Below are 22,014 nucleotides of genomic sequence, written 5' to 3'. Positions count from 1 at the left end.
CAATAATATGGAAATGATGGAATTTCGGTTTGCACTTTCTGGAGAACGTTTGCGAGGCAAAAAAACGATTTGTGGCGTTGTTGGCTCGGGTAATCTAGAAGTCATTATTGAGGAAAGTCCGAGTTCTGAAACACTATTTACGATTCAGACAGCAATTGAACATTACAAGCCTGTGTGGAAAATGGTCATCGGGGATTTTGTCAATCAATATCAACCCATTGGTTTGCAGTTTACTCTTAATGATAACGGAGCGACTCCCGCAGTTGTTTTATTACGTTTAAGTCAGGCATTGGCTGAATTTCAGGGTAACTGCAAAATAGGTACTAATTATGAAGAGCTTGATGCCCGTGAGCGAATTCAGGTTATTTTTGATGAGGGATCCTTTACTGAATGGCTCACTGATGAAAAGCAATACAGTCCTCATTTAGCTGCTTTAAATTTGCCAGGACAAGCCGATGACGGTATTGTCATCGGTTCGGCATTGTTGAAAAAAAATAAAGTAGTTGTTGCTGCCCAGCAAAAAGATTTCATGGGGGGGGCCGTTGGGGAAATTCATGGGGCAAAACTTACTGGTTTATTCAAAGCTGCAATTACAACCCAAGCTAAAGCAGTGATCCTCCTTATTGATAGCGGGGGTGTGCGGTTGCATGAAGCAAATGCAGGGGAGCTAGCAATTTCAGAAATAATTCGCGCTGTGTTCGAAGCACGCCATCATGGGATAACCACTATAGGTGTTGTTTGTGGAAGAAATGGTGCTTTTGGGGGTATGGGAATTATTTCTGCGTGTTTGGATTATCTTGTAATTAATGAAGTAGGACGCATTGGAGTCTCTGGCCCTGAGGTTATTCAAGCGGTCGCTGGAATTAAAGCGTTCAATTCCCAAGATAGGGCGTTGGTATGGCGTGTATATGGAGGTAAAACCCGTTATTTGCAGGATATTGCTCAAAGTTATGTGGGCTCAAATGTGGTCGCAATACGTTCTGAACTGATTGCAGGTCTTGATAAGTGTACTCCTTTGGATCTTAACTCTATAAAACAAAAGCATAACTTCTTAAAAAAACGTGTCCAGGAAACGCAGGGATACCAGGAAGAAGGAGCTTACCTTAATAAAGTTGCCCCAAAGTATGCTGCAACTCTTTTTGATATGAATGAAGAGGAATTTTTAAATGCAGCAAAAAGTATAAAATCGTAGCCCATCATCCCTCGCTGCGCTCGGGATGACGAGGTTTTCCGCTGTACGATTCATGCAGAAGGAATAAGAAAAAAATGATTGCATTAAAGGATCTTCTCAAACAGATATTTTCTCAGGAAATCAACTTAACAGAGAATCAATCTGTTGTTTACGGTCAGGGGACACTAAATAATGAACCGATTCATCTTCTTGGTGTAAAAGAATCAACTTTCCTGGGTGTAGAACAAGCGTTAATTATGGCTCAGCACCTAATCGATATTCTCGAGAGTCAATCAAAAGCTCCTGTTTTACTTTTAGTCGATGTTGCGGGGCAAGAATTAACTATGCGGGATGAATGGTTGGGGATGCAACAATATTTTGGCCATTTGCTTGAATGTCTGGAGTGTTTACGTCGCCAAGGAAATACTTTGATATCACTTGTGTATAATCAAGCATTAGGTGGCGCTTTTATTGCCTATGGCTTAATGGCAGATACCATTTTAGCCTTGCCCGATGCCCACTTGGCTGTGATGTGGCTGGAGGGCATTGCCAAGGTAACCAAAATAGAATTGAGTACACTTGAGGAGCTTAGTAAGACCCTACCTGTTTTTGCACCTGGCGTGCAAAATTTTTACGAACTTGGGGGAGTGCATGAGATCATAAATCCATCTGAACTTGCTGCAAAAATTGAAGGAGTTATTCAAAAAAATAGTAATAAGGATGATCGAGCACTATTGGGGTACAACCGGGGAGGCAGGAAGCTTGCTTATTCGATTATCAATAAAGTAGCCAATCATTTATGAATCCAAAACGACATCATTTAATTTATCTTCAACCTAATGCTGATTTTACTATTGCTTCATTTCATGAAGAGAAACAAATGATTGAAGAACAGGTTAGGCTTTGGCTGGTAAAAGGTTTGCCTTGTATTTATACCAGACAATTAGTTCCTCAAGAAACCGTCAGTCTTGGGGTAACTCTTTTGTTGGCTAATAAAAAACATCGAGTTGGTTTACGAGTTAATCCATCATTTGTGCGCCAACAAAGTCCACTTCCGCAACTCATCAAGATGGATAATTTTTTTTGCCGCTATTATGGAATCACGGAGTTATATCGTATTCTTGAATTGTATTTAATTTCTGATATCGCGGTGTACGGCTCATTTTTATTTCAATATTTAACCGAAGATTCTTTTGTTAGTCCGGATTCAGACCTAGATATACTTCTCAATTACCAAGGATATTCTCTAGTTGCCCTCCGCGAGTTAATTGACGCATTAACCCACAAATTTAATCGAGTGATTGATGGAGAGGTACGTTTTCCTGGTTTTGGTGATATTCCCATCAGAGAGTTACTCAATTTATCTGCAAAAAAGATGTTGTGTAAGAGTCTGCACAGGGTTAGATTATTATCAAGAATTGAACTTTATGAATACTATCCTATGTTGTGAACGCTCACTTGCCAAACTGGCGGTGCGAGCCCTATATTTTGAAGTTAAAGCCTATCCAAAACCTGGGTTAGTCAGTTTTGTGGATCCTGGTGCCCATCATGACATGAATGGTGAGACCTTTTACCGTAGCCTATTTACCTTACGGCATTACTTCTATCAACTTACAAAAAAGGGATTAATTAAAAATTCTTTTGCTGAATTAAAACAAGTGGCTATTAAGGCGGAACAGCGCATGCTGGAAAAAACGGGGGGAATCAACACCCATCGGGGGGCGATTTTTGCTTTGGGTATATTCTGTATTTCAGTGATGAGGTTGGCGCAGGAAAAGAAACAATTCACTCCTTTGGAGGTTCATCAGCAAATACTAAAAGATTGGCCAAAATATTTGGCGGACCATCTTGAACATCCCGAAAGCCACGGTGCATTAGTACGTCAGAAATATAAGGTGATTGATGCGAAGCAAATGGCGATGCAGGGTTATGATCTGATATTTCAATTACTACCAACCTTTATTTCACTTTTTATTGAGACTCAATCGTTGGATACAATTTGTTTATTTGCTTATTCAAAGCTTCTACTGCATGTGGATGATACCAACATTCTTCATAGAAAGGGTAAGTTGGGTTTAGATTATGCAAAAGAGAAGGCCGCAGAATTATTAGCAATTCAATGTGTGCAGACACGTCAAAAAAAGGCATTGGAATTACATCAACTTTTTTCCAAGTTAGGAATTAGTCCAGGGGGAGTGGCCGATTTAATCAGTGTATTATTATTTTTAGGACAATTGTTTTGCGACCAACTACGAGACTATTCTGATTCTAAAAAATTTTTAGAAAAGACAACTATACTATGATAAAAAGGCACCGCGTTTCTAGGATAATATCTTGAATAGGGAGAAAGTATATGGAACCTAGTAATAGTCTATCGCAAGCAGAAATTATACCTATTCTTTCTCGAGCCACTATTTTTACAGGTATCGGCTTTATTGAGCAAAAAATGCTTGCTGATAAATGTGTTATTGCTAACTATGGACCCGAAGAACTCGTTATAGAGCAAGGTGAAATAGGGGATAAGCTATATATTATTATTCGAGGTACTGTTCAAGTTTCTATAAAAACCCAATCTATGGGGTGGAAACGTATTAATACTTTGGGTCCAGGCGATGTGTTCGGGGAAATTGCAATTTTACGTAATATTCGAAGAACGGCGCGTATTAGTACCCTAACTGCTTGTCAGTTTCTTACGATTAATGCAAAGGATTTTTTGGGAGTTTATCAATATTTTCCTGCGCGAGCACGAGATAATATTCAATTGGTAGTGGCCAAGCGATTACAGGAAAGTGGAGCTCATGTGCGTTTGTAACTAGTCTTAGTATGTGTTTTACGCCAATTGACAATGCAGCCATGGATTTCAACTAACAACCAATGACCGCACCAGATATTGATAAAATGAATTGTGAGTTCCGGAAAGAAAATGGAAACAAATTTTATTAATATTATTTTAGGGTTTATAGAAGGATTTTGTTTAATAATTTCTCCTTGTATCTTACCGATTCTCCCTATTTTTTTAGCGGGTTCACTCTCCGGATCCAAAAAAAGACCTATGGGGATTATTGTTGGTTTTACTTTATTTTTTTCTTTATTAGTGTTCTTTTCTCATCAATTAGTGCGTTATTTAGATATTGATTTTAATTTAGTTCGAGAGATTGGTTATGCCATTTTGTTTCTTTTAGGCATTATCATGATTTCTAATTATTTAACTGAAATATTTGGGAAAATAACACAAGGGCTTACCCGTATAGGTAGCTTTTTTTCGGTTGCTAATAAACCCGAGGGTGGATTTTGGAATGGACTTTTTTTAGGAGGGATCATTGCAATTATTTGGACTCCTTGTGCAGGTCCCATTCTGGCTGCCATTATTGTGCAAACAGCTTTACAGGACACGACAATTATTAGTTTCTTTACGTTGATTGCGTTTGCTCTTGGAGCTGCAATTCCTATGTTTATTATTTCACTATATGGGAAAAAATTAATTAATACATTCACCTTTTTTAAAACACGAGCCACTCTTTTTCGTAAATTCTTAGGAGGGATAATTATTGCGAGTTTGGTGTATATGGTTTACTTTGAAGGAGGGGGCGTTTCATCTTCAGTGACTCCACAAACAGGAATTAAAACGTCAAATTCCCTTATCAATGGCTTATGGTTTACTTACCCAGCGCCACCCATCCAAGGTATTAGTGCCTGGATAAATTCGCCTCCTTTACGCTTAAATGATTTGCACGGAAAAGTAGTTTTAATCGATTTCTGGACCTATTCATGTATCAATTGTTTGCGCACCATACCTTACATCAAAGATTGGTATAATCGTTATCATGATAAAGGTTTAGTAATTATTGGTATTCATACGCCGGAATTTGATTTTGAAAAAAACTTAGATAATGTCAAAGCGGCGGTGAAGCGATATGGAATACTCTATCCGGTAGCACTTGATAATCAATTTGTAACCTGGAGGAATTATCAAAATCACTACTGGCCTGCGCATTATTTAATTAACGAAAAGGGCTATGTGGTGTACCGACATTTTGGTGAAGGTGAATATGATGTTATGGAGAATAACATCCGCTTTTTATTGGGGGTAAAAGATCTCAGCACTTTAAAATCTTTAAAAGGTATTTCTTTTAACCTTACCCAAACACCAGAAACCTATTTAGGGTATGCAAAAGCTGATCCTGAGTACAGTCCAGAGCTCATAAAAGATAAAACCAGCCAATATCATTTTTCCGATAAATTATCATCTAATGCATGGAGTTTGGATGGGCTATGGGAAGTTAACGCCCAAAACATTATATCTTCAGAAGCAAACGCTGCGTTAAAAATTCACTTTAATGCCCGGAAAGTTTATGCGGTTATGGGAAATAATACCGTAAATCCTATCACGGTTAAGGTCATAGTCACTGACCCATCCTCAGGAAAAAAATTACAAGAACGTACGATCGTTGTCGATAAATACTCCCTTTATGAGTTAATTTCGCAAAAAAAATTCACTAATGGATATTTACAAATTATTACTAGCGAGCCTGGAGTTAAAGTGTATACGTTTACCTTTGGAAGTTGATGATTCTTTCCTTATAAACCGTTCTGTTTCCCTGAGATCATGACTGAAATAATCAATAAATTATCTGTTCTTTATTTTTTAATAATGGAAAGAGTTTTTTTTACTTCAGCAACAATTTTTCCTTCTTTATCAGTTATAGGAATGATAAATTCTGAATCAATTTTTTTCGCTTCATTGACTTCATGCCGAATGTTTTCAACCTGTTGTGGAGAGAGTTTAAATTGTGCATAAAGGGTGCCTTTAGCAGGTATTTTATAACGAATTGACGCTGATTTATCCCAAACTACATACCCCTTCCCTAATAAATGCATTAACATCAACATATAAAAAGGATCAGTCATAGAATACATGGAGCCACCATAATGCGTTCCCACATAATTCTTGTTCCAAAAACGCATTTTCATCTGGACGACAATCTGACTACCATCAGAATGAAAACTTTTTACACTAATTCCAGCACCCCAAAATGGCGGCCAAAATCGTATCAGCCTTAATAGTGTTGAGAATTTCATTGGTTAATCCAGTTAAAATTAAAGGCTACAAAATCCTTATTTTTTATTTTAAATCAATTTCAATAAACATTATACTTCGTCCTCAACTCGATTTACTCTCCATGATCTATTAACTCATTCAGTCAATAAATTAAGGGATGCTTTGTGCTGATACGGCTTTTTCACAAAGTATGCGTAACGTAGATGCGATTTGTTTTAATTGTTGATCTTGTAAATGATATTTTTTACCTAATTGAATAGGATCAGTGAAGCTTAACCAAACCTGTCCCCGTTTATCTTCTGTAACCATGATTCGCAAGGGTAAATCAAGCGCAACGGCTGCATTTTCTTGCATCAATGCTGTTCCTTTCTCAGGATTACCTATGATCAGTACCTCAGTGGGTGGTAGTGTTTGATTCACCCTTTGAGCTTCACTACTGTGATCAATATGGGCAAATATTTTTCCCCCTTTTTGGGTAATCATGTCAGTGATTCGTTCTATAGTTTGAGATACTGAATAGGGGCTTTGCAGTGTTTGTGAACCTGCCCCTTCTGGAGCTGCCAGTTTAATATTAAATGCGGCTGCAATTTTACGGGCTAAGATATCTAAATCAAATAAATTCTCTTTGTTGGCTAAAAGAGTGACACATAAAAGCTCATCCGGTGCGGTAAAACGACTTAAAAAAGTTGAAAAACCAGGAACGTTGCCTTTTATTTCCATTAAGCCAGGATGGCCCGGGAATAACCAGCTCGCATTTCCGGGAATCACTGTATTATTATTTAAAGTAATACACTGATAGAGGAAATCCCTATGTTCTGCTTCTTTAATTAAAATACTTCCCGCCAGACCGATATCCCATCTGCTGATATTTTCTGCGGAAGCCATGATCCCACTATGCGCAAAAGTAGTTGTCCAAGTAAGCTCTGGAGCCGCCTTATTATCTGCTGTATAACCTACAGCGACCTCTATTGGATCTATATAAGAGGGGTTATGTAAAAACTCACTATGTTTAAAAGGGGTTGTTCCATTATTCACTTCATTGGCTATGGAAGAGGTATTTTTGATAAACGATGTGCATTTCAAACCAACGCGCTCAATCTGATTTTTGGTAACATAAGCTTCATAACTCATGCCACTGAGGTTTTCAATAATAATTCCTAGTAAATAATAATTTGAGGCACTGGGTTTCATTTTGGTGCCTGAAGTAAATAATAAATTTGGATCCTTAATTAAATTAAAAATCTCTTCAGGGTGATAATCTTTATGATATGAAAAACCTTCACATTCTGAATAGTCAGGTATGCCTGAACTGTGAGTTAATAATTGTCCAATGGTAACCGCTTGCCATTCTTGAGGTAAGGATGATATAGAAGCAGAAATCGGATCCTCTAAATGTAGTTTTCCTTCTTCAAGTAATTGCATTATAGCTACCGCAGTAAAAGCATGCGTTAATTGTCCAACAGGAAAGAGAGTATGAGGGGACACAAGAAGCTTTTTTTCTGTATTCGCAAGCCCATAGCCAATCACCCGAGTAATATAAGGCGCTTGTACAATGGCTAAAGACATTCCAGGAATGTTATTTTCTTCCATATATTCAATGATGAGATCATCTACAGAATGACCTTGGTACAGAGTATGAAAATCGCCGCGTCCACTACCTGAACGAGTATTCATTATTATTCCTTTGCTTGATCCAAAAACTATTTTTAGTATAGATGAGGATTCAGGAGTTGTAACTTTGCTTAGACGGTATCCTTTGACTAGTTTCTCGACCTTTTTTCTAACTGTTTATCTGTTCCTATTATTTACTTGGGATACCCGTGGTAAAAGAGAAATACAAGAGGTATCCTAATTTCTGTGATTAACTAAGTACTGCAAAATTAATGAGTATTAACATGATAAGAATTGAACTTCTGCAAAATAATCTTAATGCGATCCCTGAACTTGCTCTAATGTGGCAAGAAGGACTTGGAAAAATTTGGTTACCTGGTGTGCCCCTCCACGTTGTTGAACAGCGTTTTCTTGAGCATGCAAATAATGAAACCTTGCCAATGACCTTTGTGGCATTTGATGAGGAAAAAGCAGTGGGCATGTGCAGTTTACGTGAAAATGATGGGATACGCCCAGATTTAATGCCATGGCTAGGCTCTTTAACTGTAAAACCCGAGTATCAAAGACAAGGACTAGGTCAACGACTTATTGATGTTACTAAAGAACAAGCAAAAAAAATGGGATATGAAGTACTTTATCTCTTTGCTTTTGATCGAACAATCCCAAGCTATTACCAATCATTAGGATGGAACATTATAGGTAAAGACACCTTCAAAGGACATCCTGTAACTGTAATGGAAATCATAATATAAACCTTAATGATCTTCCAAATATACCCTTAGTAATCCTAGGATGGGCATTAATAGAACCCGGGTTTCTTAAATTGGTAAATTTGTTTTTTTGCGTTTTTTATAATTCTTTACTAGCCTTTAGTTTGCAATAAAGAAGATTTTTATTAGCAAAAATTATAAAGGAGAACAAAATGAACCAGAATATTTTTCAAGGTAAATGGATGGAAATTAAAGGTCAAATGAAGCAATTTTGGGGCAAACTCACTGATGATGACCTTAAACAAATTGAAGGCAACCAAGAAGAAATTTTTGGAAAATTAAGAAAACATTATGGTTATAGTGAAGAAGAAGCTAAAAAAGCAGTGAAAGACTTCCAAAACAAAATTCATCATTAATAGTTAGTTAGGAATTTAAAAGGAGTTTTAAAATGGAGAACAGAGGAATTGTAAAATCCGGAGAGATTACTGGGGCTAAAGTTATGAATTCTGCCCATGAAGACCTAGGTGAAATAGCCGAAGTTGTTATAGATAAAGAATCCGGAAAAGTGAATTATCTGGTATTAGATTTTGGAGGCTTTTTAGGCTTTGGAAACAAGTTTTTTGCTGTGCCCTGGAATTTATTTTTATACAATAATAAAGAAGACTGCTTTGTTCTAAATGTGGATAAAGAGCGTTTGAAGAAAGCCCCAGGTTTTGATAAAGACCATTGGCCCAATTTTTCTGCAGCTGAATTTAAAACTACGATATCAGGTTTTTATACTGGAGATAGACAATGAAAATTTTATCAGGACTCTTATTTAGTACGCTCGTTTGTTTCTCTGTAGCTTCATTTGCAAATGATGAAGCAACGAGTTCGAATTCTAAAACTAAAACTTCAATGAGTTCAAATTGGGTTTGTACTACCAATGCAAGCTCTAGTGATAAAAAAGCAGATCAAGATGCTGATAAGAGAATGTCAGAGCATGCTGGTTCTGCTGCTAAATCATTTTCTTTTGCACAAAAGCATTGTAGAGACTGTACACAAATCACATGCGACATCAAAAAATAGTCCAATTTACCTGCATTCTTTACAAGAATGCGGGTAATTTCTCTTAAAAATTATTGTTTTTCAAATAATTAAGTGTATTCCTTAGTTCACCTTGATTTACAAATCAATTATTTTTTAAATTGATTTGAAGAATTAAATAATTCTTCCTATGCTAAAAAGAGTTTTCAGTAATTCATTATATGCCAAAGGAATGCTAATGAACATTTTAAAAACCCAAGTTTTGAAAGGTCCGAATTATTGGTCGAACTACAGAAAAGAACTCATAGTTATCAAACTTGACTTAGGGAAATATGAAGAACTTCCCACAAATCGGTTAATTGGGTTTAAGGAGCGATTGATACAAAATCTACCTAGTTTAGACAAGCATCGTTGTTCTTTAGGCGTTGAAGGTGGATTTCTAAAACGTATAGAAGAAGGCACTTGGTTGGGTCATGTGATTGAACATATTGCCTTGGAGTTACAGTGCCTTGCAGGAATGGACTGTGGTTTTGGCAGAACTTATGGAACTAATGAGTATGGTGTTTATCATGTCATATATGCATACCAAATTGAAGAAGCGGGCTTGTATGCGGGACAGGTTGCAGTCAATTTCATTCATTCCCTAGCTGAAGGTAAAGAATATCCCCTTGATGAGGCAATTAATCATTTAAAAGAAATTTTTAAACAAAAAGGCTTGGGTCCTAGTACTAGGGCGCTGATAGAAGAAGCGACGAAACGCAAAATACCTTGGAAACGTCATGAGAATACTTCGTTAATTACACTGGGATATGGTCGAAACCAAAAAAAAATTTGGGCTTCAGTGTCTTCTAAAACGAGTTCTATTGGTGTCGATATTGCTTCTGATAAAGAACTTACAAAGCAAATTCTTAATTCAAATCTAATCCCTACGCCAAAAGGATTAATTATTAGTTCTGAAGACGAACTACACGATGCAATAGAATATTTAGGATTCCCATTAGTAATAAAGCCCCACAACGGAAATCATGGAAAAGGTGTAACTACGAATATTACTGATCTCAATAAAGCAATTTTCGGTTATGAGCTCGCGAAAAAAATCTCTAATGAATTGATAATTGAGCGATTTACTGTTGGAGAGGATTATCGATTTTTAGTAGTCAACTATAAAGTAGTTGCGGTTGCAAAACGTACCCCCGCTCAAGTTAAAGGGGACGGAAGACTTACAATTCGCCAATTAATTCAACAAGCGAATGAAGATCCTAATCGGGGTGAATCTCATGAAAATGTACTGACCACAATTAAGATTGATGAAGCTACTTTTTCTATTTTAAAACAAAATAATCTAACTTTAGAAAGCATTTTACCTAAGGATCATATTTTAGATCTAAAAGAAACTGCCAATTTAAGTTCAGGCGGCACAGCTAAAGATGTTACGGATATCGTTCATCCTTTTAATATTTTTCTTGCAGAGCGTGTTGCGAGACTTATGAATTTGGATATTTGTGGAATCGATGTAATCGCAAAGGACATCTGTTCTCCTATCAATGAAAATAATGGAGCGATTATTGAAGTAAATGCGGGACCAGGTTTGAGAATGCATTTATCTCCTAATGAGGGTACGCCACGCAATGTTGCAGAACCTATTATAAATATGCTTTATCCGTCTAATTTGACTTCACGAATCCCAATAGTTGCAGTTACAGGAACTAACGGAAAAACATCTGTTGTGCGAATCATTGCTCATCTTGCTCGTTGTGCGAATCATTACACAGGACATACTACTACGGATGGGATTTATATTAATAATAAGCTCATCTTTAGCGGGGATTGTAGTGGACCTACAAGCGCACAAGTAGTTTTGTATGATCCAGAAGTAGATTACGCAGTCTTAGAATGTGCGCGAGGCGGGATTTTACGTTCCGGCTTGGGATTTGATGAGTCAGATATTAGTGTGATTACTAATATCACCGGGGATCATTTGGGATTAAATGACATCCATACTCTTGAAGAATTGGCGGAGGTGAAAGCCGTTGTTGCACGGAGTACAAAAGATACAGGTTATGCAATTTTAAATGCGGATGACGATTTAACCTATGATATAAGGAATGATTTAACATGCAACATTGCCTTATTTAGTATGTTTGAAAATCCAAGAATTAGGAAACATTGTAGTTTAGGTGGGTTGGCCGCGTACATGGCTCAAGGAAGTATCGTAATACAAAGGGGATCGGAGCGGACAGTTTTAGCAGATATAAAATCAATACCTCTTAGTTTTCAAGGCAATGCTACCGCTATGATCATGAATATATTAGCAGCCACATTAGCTGGAGTGGTAAGTCATTTTTCGATAGAAAAAATAAAAGAAGCGCTCCAAATTTTCTATCCTACTGTTGAAAATCTTCCAGGTAGAATGAATCTGTTTAAATTTCCTCATTGCCAAGTGATGGTCGATTACGCTCATAACGAAGGAGCATTTTGCGAATTAAAAAATTATCTTCATTCACTGCACTGTGCTAAAAAAATAGGAATCATCGGAGTGGTGGGCGATCGGCGCGATGAAGATATTGAACAATTAGGTTACCAAATCGCTTCTATGTTTGATGAGATTGTCATTCGTCATGATAAGGACGGAAGAGGAAGAACACATCATGAAATGAATCGTCTTCTTGTTGCAGGCATACTTCGTTCTGATTTCAAACCCTCATTAAATATTATTTCAGATGAGATTGAGGCAATTGAGCATATGATGGCCATAGCTGAGCCAAATACGTTTATTTTTTGCGCCGTTGAGGATGTATTTGAAACAACTAATTTCCTCAAGAAAAAGGAAAAACAGGCGATGCTGGTGAACGAGGTTTATAATGACACCCAAAGCTAAGTTATTGATCATTGGAGGAGCGGAGGACAAGGGTGATGAGGAGCCTTTAGATATATTAGAGCAAAAAAAAGAATTTACTCGGTATGAAATCCTCAATGAATTATTGCCGCCCTCGAATAAGAAAATTGAAATTATTACCACTGGTTCTGAAATTCAGGATGAGGTAAAAAAAATCTATCAAAAAGTTTTTCAGAACATGGGTTATAACAATATAGGATTTCTTCCTATAAAAAAAAGAAGTGAAGCACGCCAAGATGAATATTTAAAAAGAGCAAAAGATGCTGGCGCTATTTTTTTTACGGGAGGGGACCAATTTCGTTTGTCCACGATATTAGGTGGAACCCCTATTGTCGATATTCTTAAAGAAAGATATCTGAAGGACAGTGAGTTTATAATTGCTGGTACCAGTGCCGGGGCAATGGTGATGGGAACCGTTATGATTACTGGTGGGGGATTATCAGAGGCTTTAAGATATCGAAATTTACTCACTTCTTCAGGTTTAGGAATTTTACAGTCTTGTGTTATTGATACACATTTTATCAAAAGAGGACGATTTAGTCGTCTTGCGCATGCCATTATTATGAACCCAGAACAATTAGGTATTGGTCTAGGCGAAGATACTGCCCTGGTAATTCGAAATGGATCCAATGCTGAATGTTATGGTTCAGGCATGGTGGTTATCATTGATGGGAGAAATATTGATCAAACGAATATTACAGAGGTTGAAGAAGGAGAGCCCGTATTTGTTGAAAATCTGATAGTCCATCTTCTGGTTAAAGGATGCCAATTTTCAATTGCTGATCGCACGCTGGCAAATCCTGCAATCCCTGTAAGTAAACAATCAAAGTGACGGAATGAGCCTTATGAACAAAATTGCAATCGCAGTACATGGTGGTGCTAGTGAAAATTATGCTTTTTTGCAAGAACATCAAAAGGAATTTGCAGAGGGTTTAGCTAAAGCAACGGAAACGGGTTATGCAGTGCTTGAAAAAAATGGCTCTGCTTTAGATGCAGTTGAAGAGGCGGTTGCTTTTCTTGAAGATAACCCCCTGTTTAATGCAGGAAGAGGATCCGCATTAAACTGTCTAGGCGAAGTAGAGATGGATGCTTCCATTATGAGTGGTTATGATCTTGACGCTGGTGCAGTGTCAATGGTTCGTACGGTAAAAAATCCGATTCGCCTTGCTCGAATAGTGATGGAGAAAACCCGGCATGTCTTTCTTTCTGGGTATGGTGCTTTAGAATTAGCTAATAAATATGGTATGGAACTTGAAGAGGAGTCTTTTTTTATCACCCCACATCAGTATGAGATTTACCAGAAGCTTAAACAAACAGAAACAAGGGAAGAAATTCAAAAAAAGAAAATGAAAGGAACTGTAGGTGCTGTGGCTTTAGATCGGCAAGCCAATCTTGCAGCTGGAACATCAACCGGTGGAGTTAGCAATTGTCTTCCTGGGCGAATTGGTGATAGTTGTGTAATTGGCGCAGGATGTTATGCCAACAATAGCACCTGCGCAGTCTCAGGAACTGGCGAAGGTGAATATTTAATTAGAAAGATGGTGGGGCATACCATATCCATGATGATGGAGTTTAATATGTCATTACAAGAGGCATGTGATTACGTAATTCATGAACGAAATAAAAAGTTAAATGGAGAAATGGGAATCATAGCTCTTAATAGAAATGGGGATTTTGGGATTTCTTTTAATACGGAAATCATGAAAAGAGCTTGGAAAAGTTCCACGCAAGAAATTCAAATTAAACTTTTTAATTAATTGAAAGCAACTTATGACCAGGTTGGGCAATCCCCGGGCTTCGGTTCGCGTTACCCGGGTTTACTATGAGTTATTATGGAGGAGGTCGACGAGCAAGTAACCCCATCACCAGGAATACGACAAAGATAACCAGAAACAAAAAGAATAATATTTTCGCAATTCCTGCTGCTGCAACTGCAATGCCTCCGAATCCAAAGAGTCCTGCAATGATTGCGATAATAAAAAATGTGAGGGCCCAACCTAACATGATAACCTCCTTGCATTTTTCATGAATGAGATATTCATTTCAATTATAGACCCTTAACGTTAACTTAGTAAAAAGAATAGAAAAGCATGCCAAGTGTAGTACTGCGAAACAGGACTGTGCAAGGAAGTTTCCTCGATGCGACTGTATGAAATTCATTCAACGATGACTTTAAGACAATGGTGAGCATAACTCAACTAAAGTTCCATCTGGACAACGAAGATAAGACACAAGTTGTCCCCAGGGTTTTTGCATGGGTTCTTGAATTGTTTTAGCGCCCGCTGCGACAGCATGCTCATGTGCGAGCGGAACTGAGTCAGTAACTAAAACAATTTCCATGCCCAAAGGTTGGCTGGATGAATCAGCTGCTATATAGCCATTTGGAAGATTGTAGGCTCCTAAATTATGCGATGCAAAAGCTAGAGTTGTTTGCCCAGTTTCGAGTTCACCATAGCCGGCCTCATGAAAGAAACGTGTTTTAATATTAAACGCCTCAGAAAAAAAGGCCAGAGAAGCTTTTACATCATTAACATAAATAATGGTATATCCGAATTTCATAGATTAATTCCTTTTTATTGCCTTATTTAACGCGTTGACTTGGGAAATAAGGAGGCTCTAGAATTTAGGTTGTATTTTTTTCCTATAATTTATTGCCTTGATCAAGTAAGGAAAACAATTTACGCATATGTCATTTAGCTCATAATCGCAATGATAAGTAAACCCATTGCAATGAAACCAATTAAAGCTAAACTGGAATTACCCCCGGGTACTAAATGAGTTTCTGTGGTAACTAAGCAAGATTTGCGTCCGCGCCATGCCATGATTGCAGGCAATAACAATAATAAAATAACGCAACAAATACCCGCATAACTTAGAGCGTGTAGATAGATACCTGGATTTAATAAGACTACTGCCAGAGGAGGAAGGAATGTTAAAGCTAAAGTATATTTTCCTTGGTTACCGGATTTTTTCAGTTTTAATCCATCTGCCAAAAAGTCAAATAACCCCAATGAAACTCCTAAAAATGCAGTAAGCATACAGATGGAAGTAAAAAAGCCAAAGAATCCACTTATCCATTGATTTTGCACCGATTGGCTTAAAGCTTCGGTTAACCCGCTTGTCGCATGTTCTGAATTCATTAGCGCCAGTAAGCCATTTTCTCCTTCACGAGAAACAACCCCCATAATGACTGCATCCCAAACAATATAACAGGCAAGAGGAATAAGTGAACCTAATAAGATGACACGTTTTAGGCTTCGTATATCGTCCCCAAAATAGTCGCGTAAACTGGGTATTATTGAGGCGTAACCAAAGGAAGTAATTAAGATCATTAAAGTGCCAGTGAAGGCACGTGCCGAACCATCCGTTAAACCTAAAGTTGATGCATGGGGGCTAATTATCGCGATTAATAAAACATAAATACCCAGCTTACCAAACATTAAACCGCGATTGACATAGTCTACTGAGCGAATACCTTTATAAACGATTAAACTAAATAAAAGTGTAAACAGAATTGCAGTGACACTATTAGGTAAGTCGATATTCAGCTTATGTAATAAACTATTGAATACATCACTACCCCCTGAAATATAAGCTGAGAGTAGAGTGTAAAGCAAAAATAGATAAGTGATCCATGCGATGATTTGACCGGGTAAACCCAATGTAGATTTAGCCATGGAAATCATATTGCTTCCTGCTGGAAGTCTTAGATTGACTTCCAAGATTAATAATGCGCCTGCTGTCATGATCAACCAGCAAAAAAATAGGAAAAAAATTGAATTGCTAAATCCCACTTCTGCTGTAGAAACAGGTAGGGCAAGCATCCCACCACCTATAGAAGTTCCTACTATAAGTAATATTCCACCTACTAGTTTTGAATTGATCATGAGATATAATCCAAAATTGTTTAAAAATAATTCAATATGATACTTTGTTATTCAATTTTAGTCAATGTATCACATAATCCCTGTCATGCTAAAATCCTGAGTGATGAGGATCTATTCTGATTATTTACAGTAAATTCAAAAGTTCGTGTATCAATAATCCGATAGAAACAACAATTACAGCACCCTGGGTCCATTTACCCCCTGGAACGATAAAAACAGAACGATGACTTTTTCTGCCAAAATAACACATTAATGCAGGTAAAAGTAGTAGGAGAATGATACAAAAGATACCGGCGTAACTTAATGCATGAATGTACGCGCCAGGATAATAAACAACGATAAGTAATGGGGGGGCAAATGTGAGTAAAAATAACCCGATGCCATGATTTCCTCGCTCACGTAACTTTAATCCATCTGCAAGAAAACTGTACAAGCAAAGGGATACGCCTAGGAATGCAGTTAGCATACAAATAGAAGTGAAGAAATTAAATAAAGCACTGATCATGGTATTTTGTACTTTATTCGAGAGTAGGCTTGCTAGAGCACTGGTAGTGTGTGGATTATGCATTAAACTCTCAAGATTTTGACTTCCTTCAGAGGGAAGTGCGCCTATAATTACAGCATCCCAAGCCAAATAACAAAAGAGAGGAATTAACGAACCAATAAAAATAACTTTTTTCAATTGTTTTACATCATCATCAAAATAATCTCTTAGATTGGGAACAATGATGGCAAATCCGAAAGAGGTAATTAAAATCATAATGGCACCTCCAATATATTGGATGTTCCCATGACGTAAATGTTCTAATTCAATATGTGGTGCAATAAATAATACTAGCAAGAAATAAACAGCCAATTTACCAAACATCAAGCCGCGGTTGACATAGTCCACATAACGAATTCCACCGTAAACAACTAGTCCAAAAAGAAGGGTGAACAACAAACTTGCTTGCCAATCAGCAAGGTGCAATCCTATTTTAAAAAGAAGACTGTTTAATACATCAGATCCCCCTGAAATGTATGCTGAGAGCAGGGTATAGAGTAGGAAAAGGTAGCTTATCCAGGCAGCAAGCAAGCCATAATTACCCAAAGTGGCTTGTGCCATGGAAACCATATGTTTTCCGCGAGGTAAATAAAGGTTTGCTTCAAGAATGAAAAATGCTCCTAAGGTCATAAATACCCAGCAAAGGAACAGAACAATCGAAGACTGCCAAAAACCCGTTGCTGCATTGGCAACGGGTAGGGCGAGCATTCCTCCGCCTATAGAGGTACCAACAATTAAAAGAATTCCACCAATAAATCTTGACTGCATTATTCGCCTTTACTTCATTGAATATACTACGGGCGATGGTACTGGAATTGGACATGTTGCACAAGTCTTAGTACCGTAATTATTGAACCACTGAATTTCAATGCGACGATTAAATGCACTACCATGTATTAATTTATTGTCACCTACATCATTTTTATCCCCATAACCCTCTGCTTTAAGAAGTTGGGCAGGAATGTTATTAGCCCATAAAAAGGTAAGCATGGTTTCAGCTTGAGCTTGGGATAGTAGTTTTTTATGGTGACGTGTACCTACATTGTCCGTAAATCCTGCAACATAAACAGGACTGTTGGGATAAAATTTTAATAATCTAATGATATTTTCCAAACCTGGATAACAAATCTCATTGAGGCGAGGGCTTTCAAACATAAAATATTTATCAACAGGGACAATTAAGGTAATCGTATCCCCATATTGTACATACTCGATATTTTCTTTATTTAATTCTTTAATAATGCTGCCTCTACTGGCTTTGTAAAGTCCTACGGCAGCGCCCAACGTGCCTCCGGCTACAGTACCTACTAAGGCTCCGGCTACAGTTCCTGTTGTTGCTGCGCCCACCGCAGTCCCTACAACAGCTCCAGTAGCAACTCTCCTCGGCATGGGGTGCACTGGCTTGAAATTATTATACGGAGGATGAAAACAACTAGTCAGTAAACATGCAAGTAAACTACTATATAGAATTCGTACCTTAGCTAATTTGAGTGACATGTTCACTCCCTTGTCCCGTGATTTTATCATTATTAAACATCTGGTTAAATTTCGCAATTGTAGCAAGTGTTATAAAAAATTTAGCCTGGGTCAGCAAAAAGCGAAACTTCATTTTGCATTACCCCCCAGGCTACTCTATAGAATATAGACGACGGAATTTAGTTGGATACTGCACTAAAACAACAAGAAGTATCTAACTCCTCCTTTTCAGTTTGGTAAAGTGCTTTTTCTTGATGCTTTGGTTTAAAGAATGAAACCAAACTTATCTCATTCGTGTATTCAGTATCATGACGACTTAATGATCTTAATTCTGTGAGGCAATTACCGGCTTTGTATATTGCTCCCAACATTGCTCCTACAATGGTTATTCCGACGGCAACACCTAAAACTGGTTGGACAATGAGTACGGGTAGAGCGATACCAAAGATACCTGCGTACAGCGAAAATGCTGTTGCTGCATAGAACATAAATTCGCATGCTTTAGCAAGATTATGGAATAAAACACCAATTTTTCTGGACTCACAAGCACTTCCAACTTGTTCTGCTGCTTCTTTGGGATTCAGTTCTCCATTCTTTACATTGGTTAAGCGATCTACGAATGATTCATAGCTGGCAGCAATTTGTTCAACCCTTTGCGCAGAAGTTGCTTTGGTATAAGAAAGGTTATAATAATCGTTTACTGCATTTACTTGGTGTTGTAATTTTACATCTTCAACATCAGCAAACAGAGCGCGTAATTTTTTGTTACAAGCTTTTAAACGTCGTTCTAATTTCGTATGATTAAAAGGCATGATTCATCTCGTTGTTATTATTAATAATAGGGAAACCATGGGGATTAAAACCACTTCAATTGTGTTTGAATGGGTTAAAAGTCTTATAACATAATTAACAAAAGTGCGACATCAAAATAAGATTATTTTTATGTCAAAGTCAAAATTGAATATTTACTCTTCTACTTGAAAACGACATAAACTCTGAAAATCACATTGTTGACAAATAGTTAAATGAGAGGGTTGCGGCGCGCAGTAACCTTCTTGGAATTCTTGTGCTAAATCAGTGAGTTGTTTTTGCCAGATATTCCTATATTCCGTCCATGTTTCATCTTTCTTTAAAGAGGTTATTCCGCTTATACTTTGTTTTTCTTCGCTAAAACCATAGCAGCTAATTTTCCCGGTTTTCAATTGTAAGAGTAACAGCGTATTTATTTGCTCATCAAGCAATGCATACACCAATAATTGTGATTCTTTAGGTCGTTCTTCATTCCAGGGTTTACTGGTTGGTAGAGTGCTTTTATAATCAATAACCCATTTCTTGTCTTCAATTTGATCTAAGCGATCAACACGCACTTGAAAATCAATGCCAGCTAAATTAATTTCATAAGATTGCTCAAGAGCTGCGACTGTAAAAGGAGCACGCTTTTTTTCCCATTCAAGGCAGGCGTGGACCAAACGTTTTAAACGGGTATATTCTATCTCCCTGATTTGATTCGTGGAGTCACCATACTGGTTATTTAATAAGGCTAAAGCCCCATGAATAGCTTCATCAATATGCAGTTCCAACAGCTCTTCGCTTAAATGACTCAATTTATAGTGGCTCTCCAATTTTTGCCATAACAGCTCCATTACCTTATGAATGATTTGGCCGCGTTCTTTATGGTCTAAACCATCTCTTGTTTGTAAAAAGGTTTTAGCACGCAGGCGGTGTTCAGCAAATGCTTTAAAAGGACATTTGGCTTGATTTGATAGAATTGCTGTCCCTCCATGAATTTTCTCTTCGGGTAATACAGGGATGTTAAAGTGTTCTTCTAGAGTTATTAATTCAGATAATTTTATCTCAGAAGATTTTGATAGAGGTTCAAATTTAGGGAAATGAGTAATTAATGAACAAGGTAAATTGGGGGTATCCGCCTCTAACTGAGCATAGCTAAATACTATAGAGTCGGCACTTCTTTGTAATCGTTGCACGATCTGATGAGCAAACTGTAATTCACGAGCAGGCAAGCTATGAGGCATGCATAATTGACGTTGTAACGGCGGTGGAATAAATGCGGATAATTGAACTTTTTGAGGCAAACATTGATCGGTTAATCCCGTGATCCATAAACTATCAAACTCACATCCTGAAGCCTCCAGAAGACCTGAAATTTGAATGGGGGCATTGGTTTTTTGTGCCTGAAAAATGGTGTTGTCCGTGAGATGCCGTACTGCCTCTAACGCCTCTGATTGTGTGAAACTTGATTTGAGTAAAGCAAATTGTCTCAGTTCATCAAAAACAGCAATAAAACGATTTAGACACTGATAATTTTCCGAGCTAAGGGTATATTCACCTGGAAATCCCAAAGTATTTAGACGTTTTTGAAATAGGTTTATCCATTCCTCAACCGGAGCTTCAGGAGGATAAGGAGTAAGATTGTCTAATAAATCAGCAAGATGTGGGGAGCCTCGATGCAGGTCCTTTATCAAACTACTTAAAGGGAGCGAATGATTTGCTAATAATCCACCCTCTTGTAAGTACTCAGAGCGTGCGATGAATTCTTCTTTAGAGCCACCTAAATAAGGTGATTGAAGAAGCAAGTTTGCTTGATGTGAACTGAGATGGGCATCCAATCTAAGCCAGCATAAAGCATGGGCGACTAAAGGGAAATCGCTTAGAGATTGTCCTAAAGAGATGTTAAAGGATGTAGGTTCAAAATGCTGCGTCAACATTCTTTGTAGTGAAGGAGATTCTCGCTCTAGATTGGGTACCACGACTCCGATGCGTTGGTTTCCTTCTTGTATTTTTAAATGAAGCCAGGACATAAGCTGTTGATATTCTTCTTTGCTGTCTTTCGCCGCAAATACTGAAGTAGTGGATAATTTTTCTTCCAAATCATATTGGTATTGCCTAAATCCCTTTTTATCAAGATGTTCCTGCAGAAGTATTTGCTGAGGAGTAAAATCATCAAAACATACCCAAACCATATCTTGGGAAAAAAAAGAACTATTAGCATTGAGTAAATAAGGGATTAAGTGATATTCAGTAATTAAATGGAGTTCTTTTAATTGATTATCAAATAATTGCCACCACTTTTGAAATTGTTGGGTTTGCGTAGTGTAGTAAAAAGTCGGATCTTCCATGCTAATTTGCCAGAGTTGGCAACGTTCCCAAGCACTCATTATGGACTCGAGCAGACCCTCGCTATAGGTTATATCAGATTCAGACTGAATTATTTTTCGCCATAAATACTGGCATTGAGTGTTGTTCAACAAAGTGGGATGAGAACTATTGGGATTGATACAGTTGAGCTGTTCATAGACCTTAACGAGCGCAACCCTATAAGGCATGCATCGCGGTTTTTTAACAGTTTGTTTTTTAGATTGCGCGAAATACTGTTGAAGTATCGCTTCACTGAGGCGATTATTTGGGGTGAGAACAGTGTTGTTTTGAGCTAATCGAAGAAAAAGATCCTCTTTATCAGTGAAAGTACATGTAGGCATAAAAGTCCAAAATCAATTATATTCAGGGTGCTTTAAAGCCTAGGTGGCACGAAAGTGGAACCCCAGGAATCTCAGATAGGATCCCTGGTTAGGTTTGAACTTTCCCTCAGGCAAGAATGCGATGACAAGCAAAGTAA

Annotated in this window: 22 protein-coding genes; 13 read left to right on the top strand and 9 right to left on the bottom strand. The window is 37.6% G+C overall.

The genetic code is table 11. The features are described from left to right. Window positions 1-7: 7 nt before the first annotated feature. The 6 genes from ACWTE2_RS21885 to ACWTE2_RS21860 all read left to right on the top strand — a co-directional run bounded on the left by ACWTE2_RS21885 (window position 8) and on the right by ACWTE2_RS21860 (window position 5,738). Entirely contained in the window at window positions 8-1,192 is a 1,185-nt protein-coding gene (locus ACWTE2_RS21885) for a biotin-independent malonate decarboxylase subunit beta (RefSeq protein ID WP_454784352.1), read from the top strand. A gap of 74 nt (window positions 1,193-1,266) precedes the next feature. Further along, complete coding sequence (locus ACWTE2_RS21880) at window positions 1,267-1,974, top strand: biotin-independent malonate decarboxylase subunit gamma (protein ID WP_454784351.1); 708 nt, start codon at window positions 1,267-1,269, stop codon at window positions 1,972-1,974. Next, window positions 1,971-2,621: a phosphoribosyl-dephospho-CoA transferase MdcG domain-containing protein gene (locus ACWTE2_RS21875; RefSeq protein WP_454784350.1), complete on the top strand. Its 651-nt coding sequence runs from the start codon at window positions 1,971-1,973 to the stop codon at window positions 2,619-2,621. Before ACWTE2_RS21880 ends, ACWTE2_RS21875 begins: the two co-directional genes overlap by 4 nt. Beyond that, window positions 2,599-3,474: a triphosphoribosyl-dephospho-CoA synthase gene (locus tag ACWTE2_RS21870; protein WP_454784349.1), complete on the top strand. Its 876-nt coding sequence runs from the start codon at window positions 2,599-2,601 to the stop codon at window positions 3,472-3,474. Before ACWTE2_RS21875 ends, ACWTE2_RS21870 begins: the two co-directional genes overlap by 23 nt. 50 nt (window positions 3,475-3,524) lie before the next feature. Then, window positions 3,525-3,983 carry a cyclic nucleotide-binding domain-containing protein gene (locus ACWTE2_RS21865; RefSeq protein ID WP_182391327.1) on the top strand — a complete coding sequence of 153 codons (459 nt, stop codon included), beginning with the start codon at window positions 3,525-3,527 and terminating at the stop codon, window positions 3,981-3,983. A 111-nt stretch (window positions 3,984-4,094) separates the two neighbouring features. Next, entirely contained in the window at window positions 4,095-5,738 is a 1,644-nt protein-coding gene (locus ACWTE2_RS21860; RefSeq protein WP_454784348.1) for a cytochrome c biogenesis protein DipZ, read from the top strand. 71 nt (window positions 5,739-5,809) lie between these two features. Here the strand turns inward: ACWTE2_RS21860 and ACWTE2_RS21855 are convergent, their stop codons facing one another. Beyond that, a complete protein-coding gene (locus ACWTE2_RS21855; protein WP_182391325.1) occupies window positions 5,810-6,250 on the bottom strand; it encodes a DUF4442 domain-containing protein in 441 nt (146 codons plus the stop codon). Window positions 6,251-6,380: 130 nt separating this feature from the next. After that, the gene (locus tag ACWTE2_RS21850) at window positions 6,381-7,904 is read right to left on the bottom strand and encodes a serine hydrolase (RefSeq protein WP_454784347.1); all 1,524 of its coding nucleotides are present in this window, start codon (window positions 7,902-7,904) and stop codon (window positions 6,381-6,383) included. Between the two features lie 221 nt (window positions 7,905-8,125). On the opposite strand from ACWTE2_RS21850, the gene ACWTE2_RS21845 reads away from it, so the two are divergent. From ACWTE2_RS21845 to ACWTE2_RS21815, 7 genes are all read left to right on the top strand, one after another. Next, the gene (locus ACWTE2_RS21845; protein WP_454784346.1) at window positions 8,126-8,593 is read left to right on the top strand and encodes a GNAT family N-acetyltransferase; all 468 of its coding nucleotides are present in this window, start codon (window positions 8,126-8,128) and stop codon (window positions 8,591-8,593) included. A gap of 170 nt (window positions 8,594-8,763) precedes the next feature. Next, window positions 8,764-8,967 (top strand): CsbD family protein, encoded by a 204-nt coding sequence (locus ACWTE2_RS21840; RefSeq protein ID WP_182391322.1) that lies wholly within the window; start codon window positions 8,764-8,766, stop codon window positions 8,965-8,967. A 32-nt stretch (window positions 8,968-8,999) separates the two neighbouring features. Next, on the top strand, window positions 9,000-9,347 hold the full coding sequence (locus tag ACWTE2_RS21835; protein WP_182391321.1) for a PRC-barrel domain-containing protein: 348 nt from the start codon (window positions 9,000-9,002) through the stop codon (window positions 9,345-9,347). Continuing rightward, window positions 9,344-9,619 carry a hypothetical protein gene (locus tag ACWTE2_RS21830; protein ID WP_454784345.1) on the top strand — a complete coding sequence of 92 codons (276 nt, stop codon included), beginning with the start codon at window positions 9,344-9,346 and terminating at the stop codon, window positions 9,617-9,619. Before ACWTE2_RS21835 ends, ACWTE2_RS21830 begins: the two co-directional genes overlap by 4 nt. 196 nt (window positions 9,620-9,815) lie before the next feature. Then, window positions 9,816-12,455: a cyanophycin synthetase gene (gene cphA, locus ACWTE2_RS21825; RefSeq protein WP_454784344.1), complete on the top strand. Its 2,640-nt coding sequence runs from the start codon at window positions 9,816-9,818 to the stop codon at window positions 12,453-12,455. Next, entirely contained in the window at window positions 12,439-13,305 is an 867-nt protein-coding gene (locus ACWTE2_RS21820) for a cyanophycinase (protein ID WP_182391318.1), read from the top strand. The genes cphA and ACWTE2_RS21820 overlap by 17 nt, the downstream gene beginning before the upstream one ends. Before the next feature lie 13 nt (window positions 13,306-13,318). After that, complete coding sequence (locus ACWTE2_RS21815) at window positions 13,319-14,230, top strand: isoaspartyl peptidase/L-asparaginase family protein (RefSeq protein WP_454784343.1); 912 nt, start codon at window positions 13,319-13,321, stop codon at window positions 14,228-14,230. Between the two features lie 73 nt (window positions 14,231-14,303). On the opposite strand, the gene ACWTE2_RS21810 is transcribed toward ACWTE2_RS21815, so the two are convergent. The 7 genes from ACWTE2_RS21810 to ACWTE2_RS21780 all read right to left on the bottom strand — a co-directional run bounded on the left by ACWTE2_RS21810 (window position 14,304) and on the right by ACWTE2_RS21780 (window position 21,877). Beyond that, window positions 14,304-14,477: a DUF1328 domain-containing protein gene (locus ACWTE2_RS21810; RefSeq protein WP_182391316.1), complete on the bottom strand. Its 174-nt coding sequence runs from the start codon at window positions 14,475-14,477 to the stop codon at window positions 14,304-14,306. Between the two features lie 168 nt (window positions 14,478-14,645). Further along, entirely contained in the window at window positions 14,646-15,032 is a 387-nt protein-coding gene (locus ACWTE2_RS21805) for a VOC family protein (protein ID WP_182391315.1), read from the bottom strand. 134 nt (window positions 15,033-15,166) lie between these two features. Beyond that, window positions 15,167-16,360 carry an amino acid permease gene (locus ACWTE2_RS21800; RefSeq protein WP_182391314.1) on the bottom strand — a complete coding sequence of 398 codons (1,194 nt, stop codon included), beginning with the start codon at window positions 16,358-16,360 and terminating at the stop codon, window positions 15,167-15,169. A gap of 124 nt (window positions 16,361-16,484) precedes the next feature. Continuing rightward, window positions 16,485-17,672 (bottom strand): amino acid permease, encoded by a 1,188-nt coding sequence (locus ACWTE2_RS21795; protein ID WP_454784342.1) that lies wholly within the window; start codon window positions 17,670-17,672, stop codon window positions 16,485-16,487. A 9-nt stretch (window positions 17,673-17,681) separates the two neighbouring features. Further along, window positions 17,682-18,401, bottom strand: coding sequence for a C-OmpA-like family protein CmpA (gene cmpA, locus ACWTE2_RS21790; protein WP_454784341.1), 720 nt, complete (start codon window positions 18,399-18,401; stop codon window positions 17,682-17,684). A 158-nt stretch (window positions 18,402-18,559) separates the two neighbouring features. Continuing rightward, window positions 18,560-19,192: a DUF5638 domain-containing protein gene (locus ACWTE2_RS21785; protein WP_454784340.1), complete on the bottom strand. Its 633-nt coding sequence runs from the start codon at window positions 19,190-19,192 to the stop codon at window positions 18,560-18,562. 153 nt (window positions 19,193-19,345) lie between these two features. Further along, window positions 19,346-21,877: a PD-(D/E)XK nuclease family protein gene (locus ACWTE2_RS21780; RefSeq protein ID WP_454784339.1), complete on the bottom strand. Its 2,532-nt coding sequence runs from the start codon at window positions 21,875-21,877 to the stop codon at window positions 19,346-19,348. Window positions 21,878-22,014: the final 137 nt, after the last annotated feature.

This window comes from Legionella nigrisilvae, assembly GCF_977063395.2.
The sequence above is the reverse complement of the archived record's forward strand: the minus strand, read 5'-3'. Positions and strand labels throughout refer to the sequence as shown.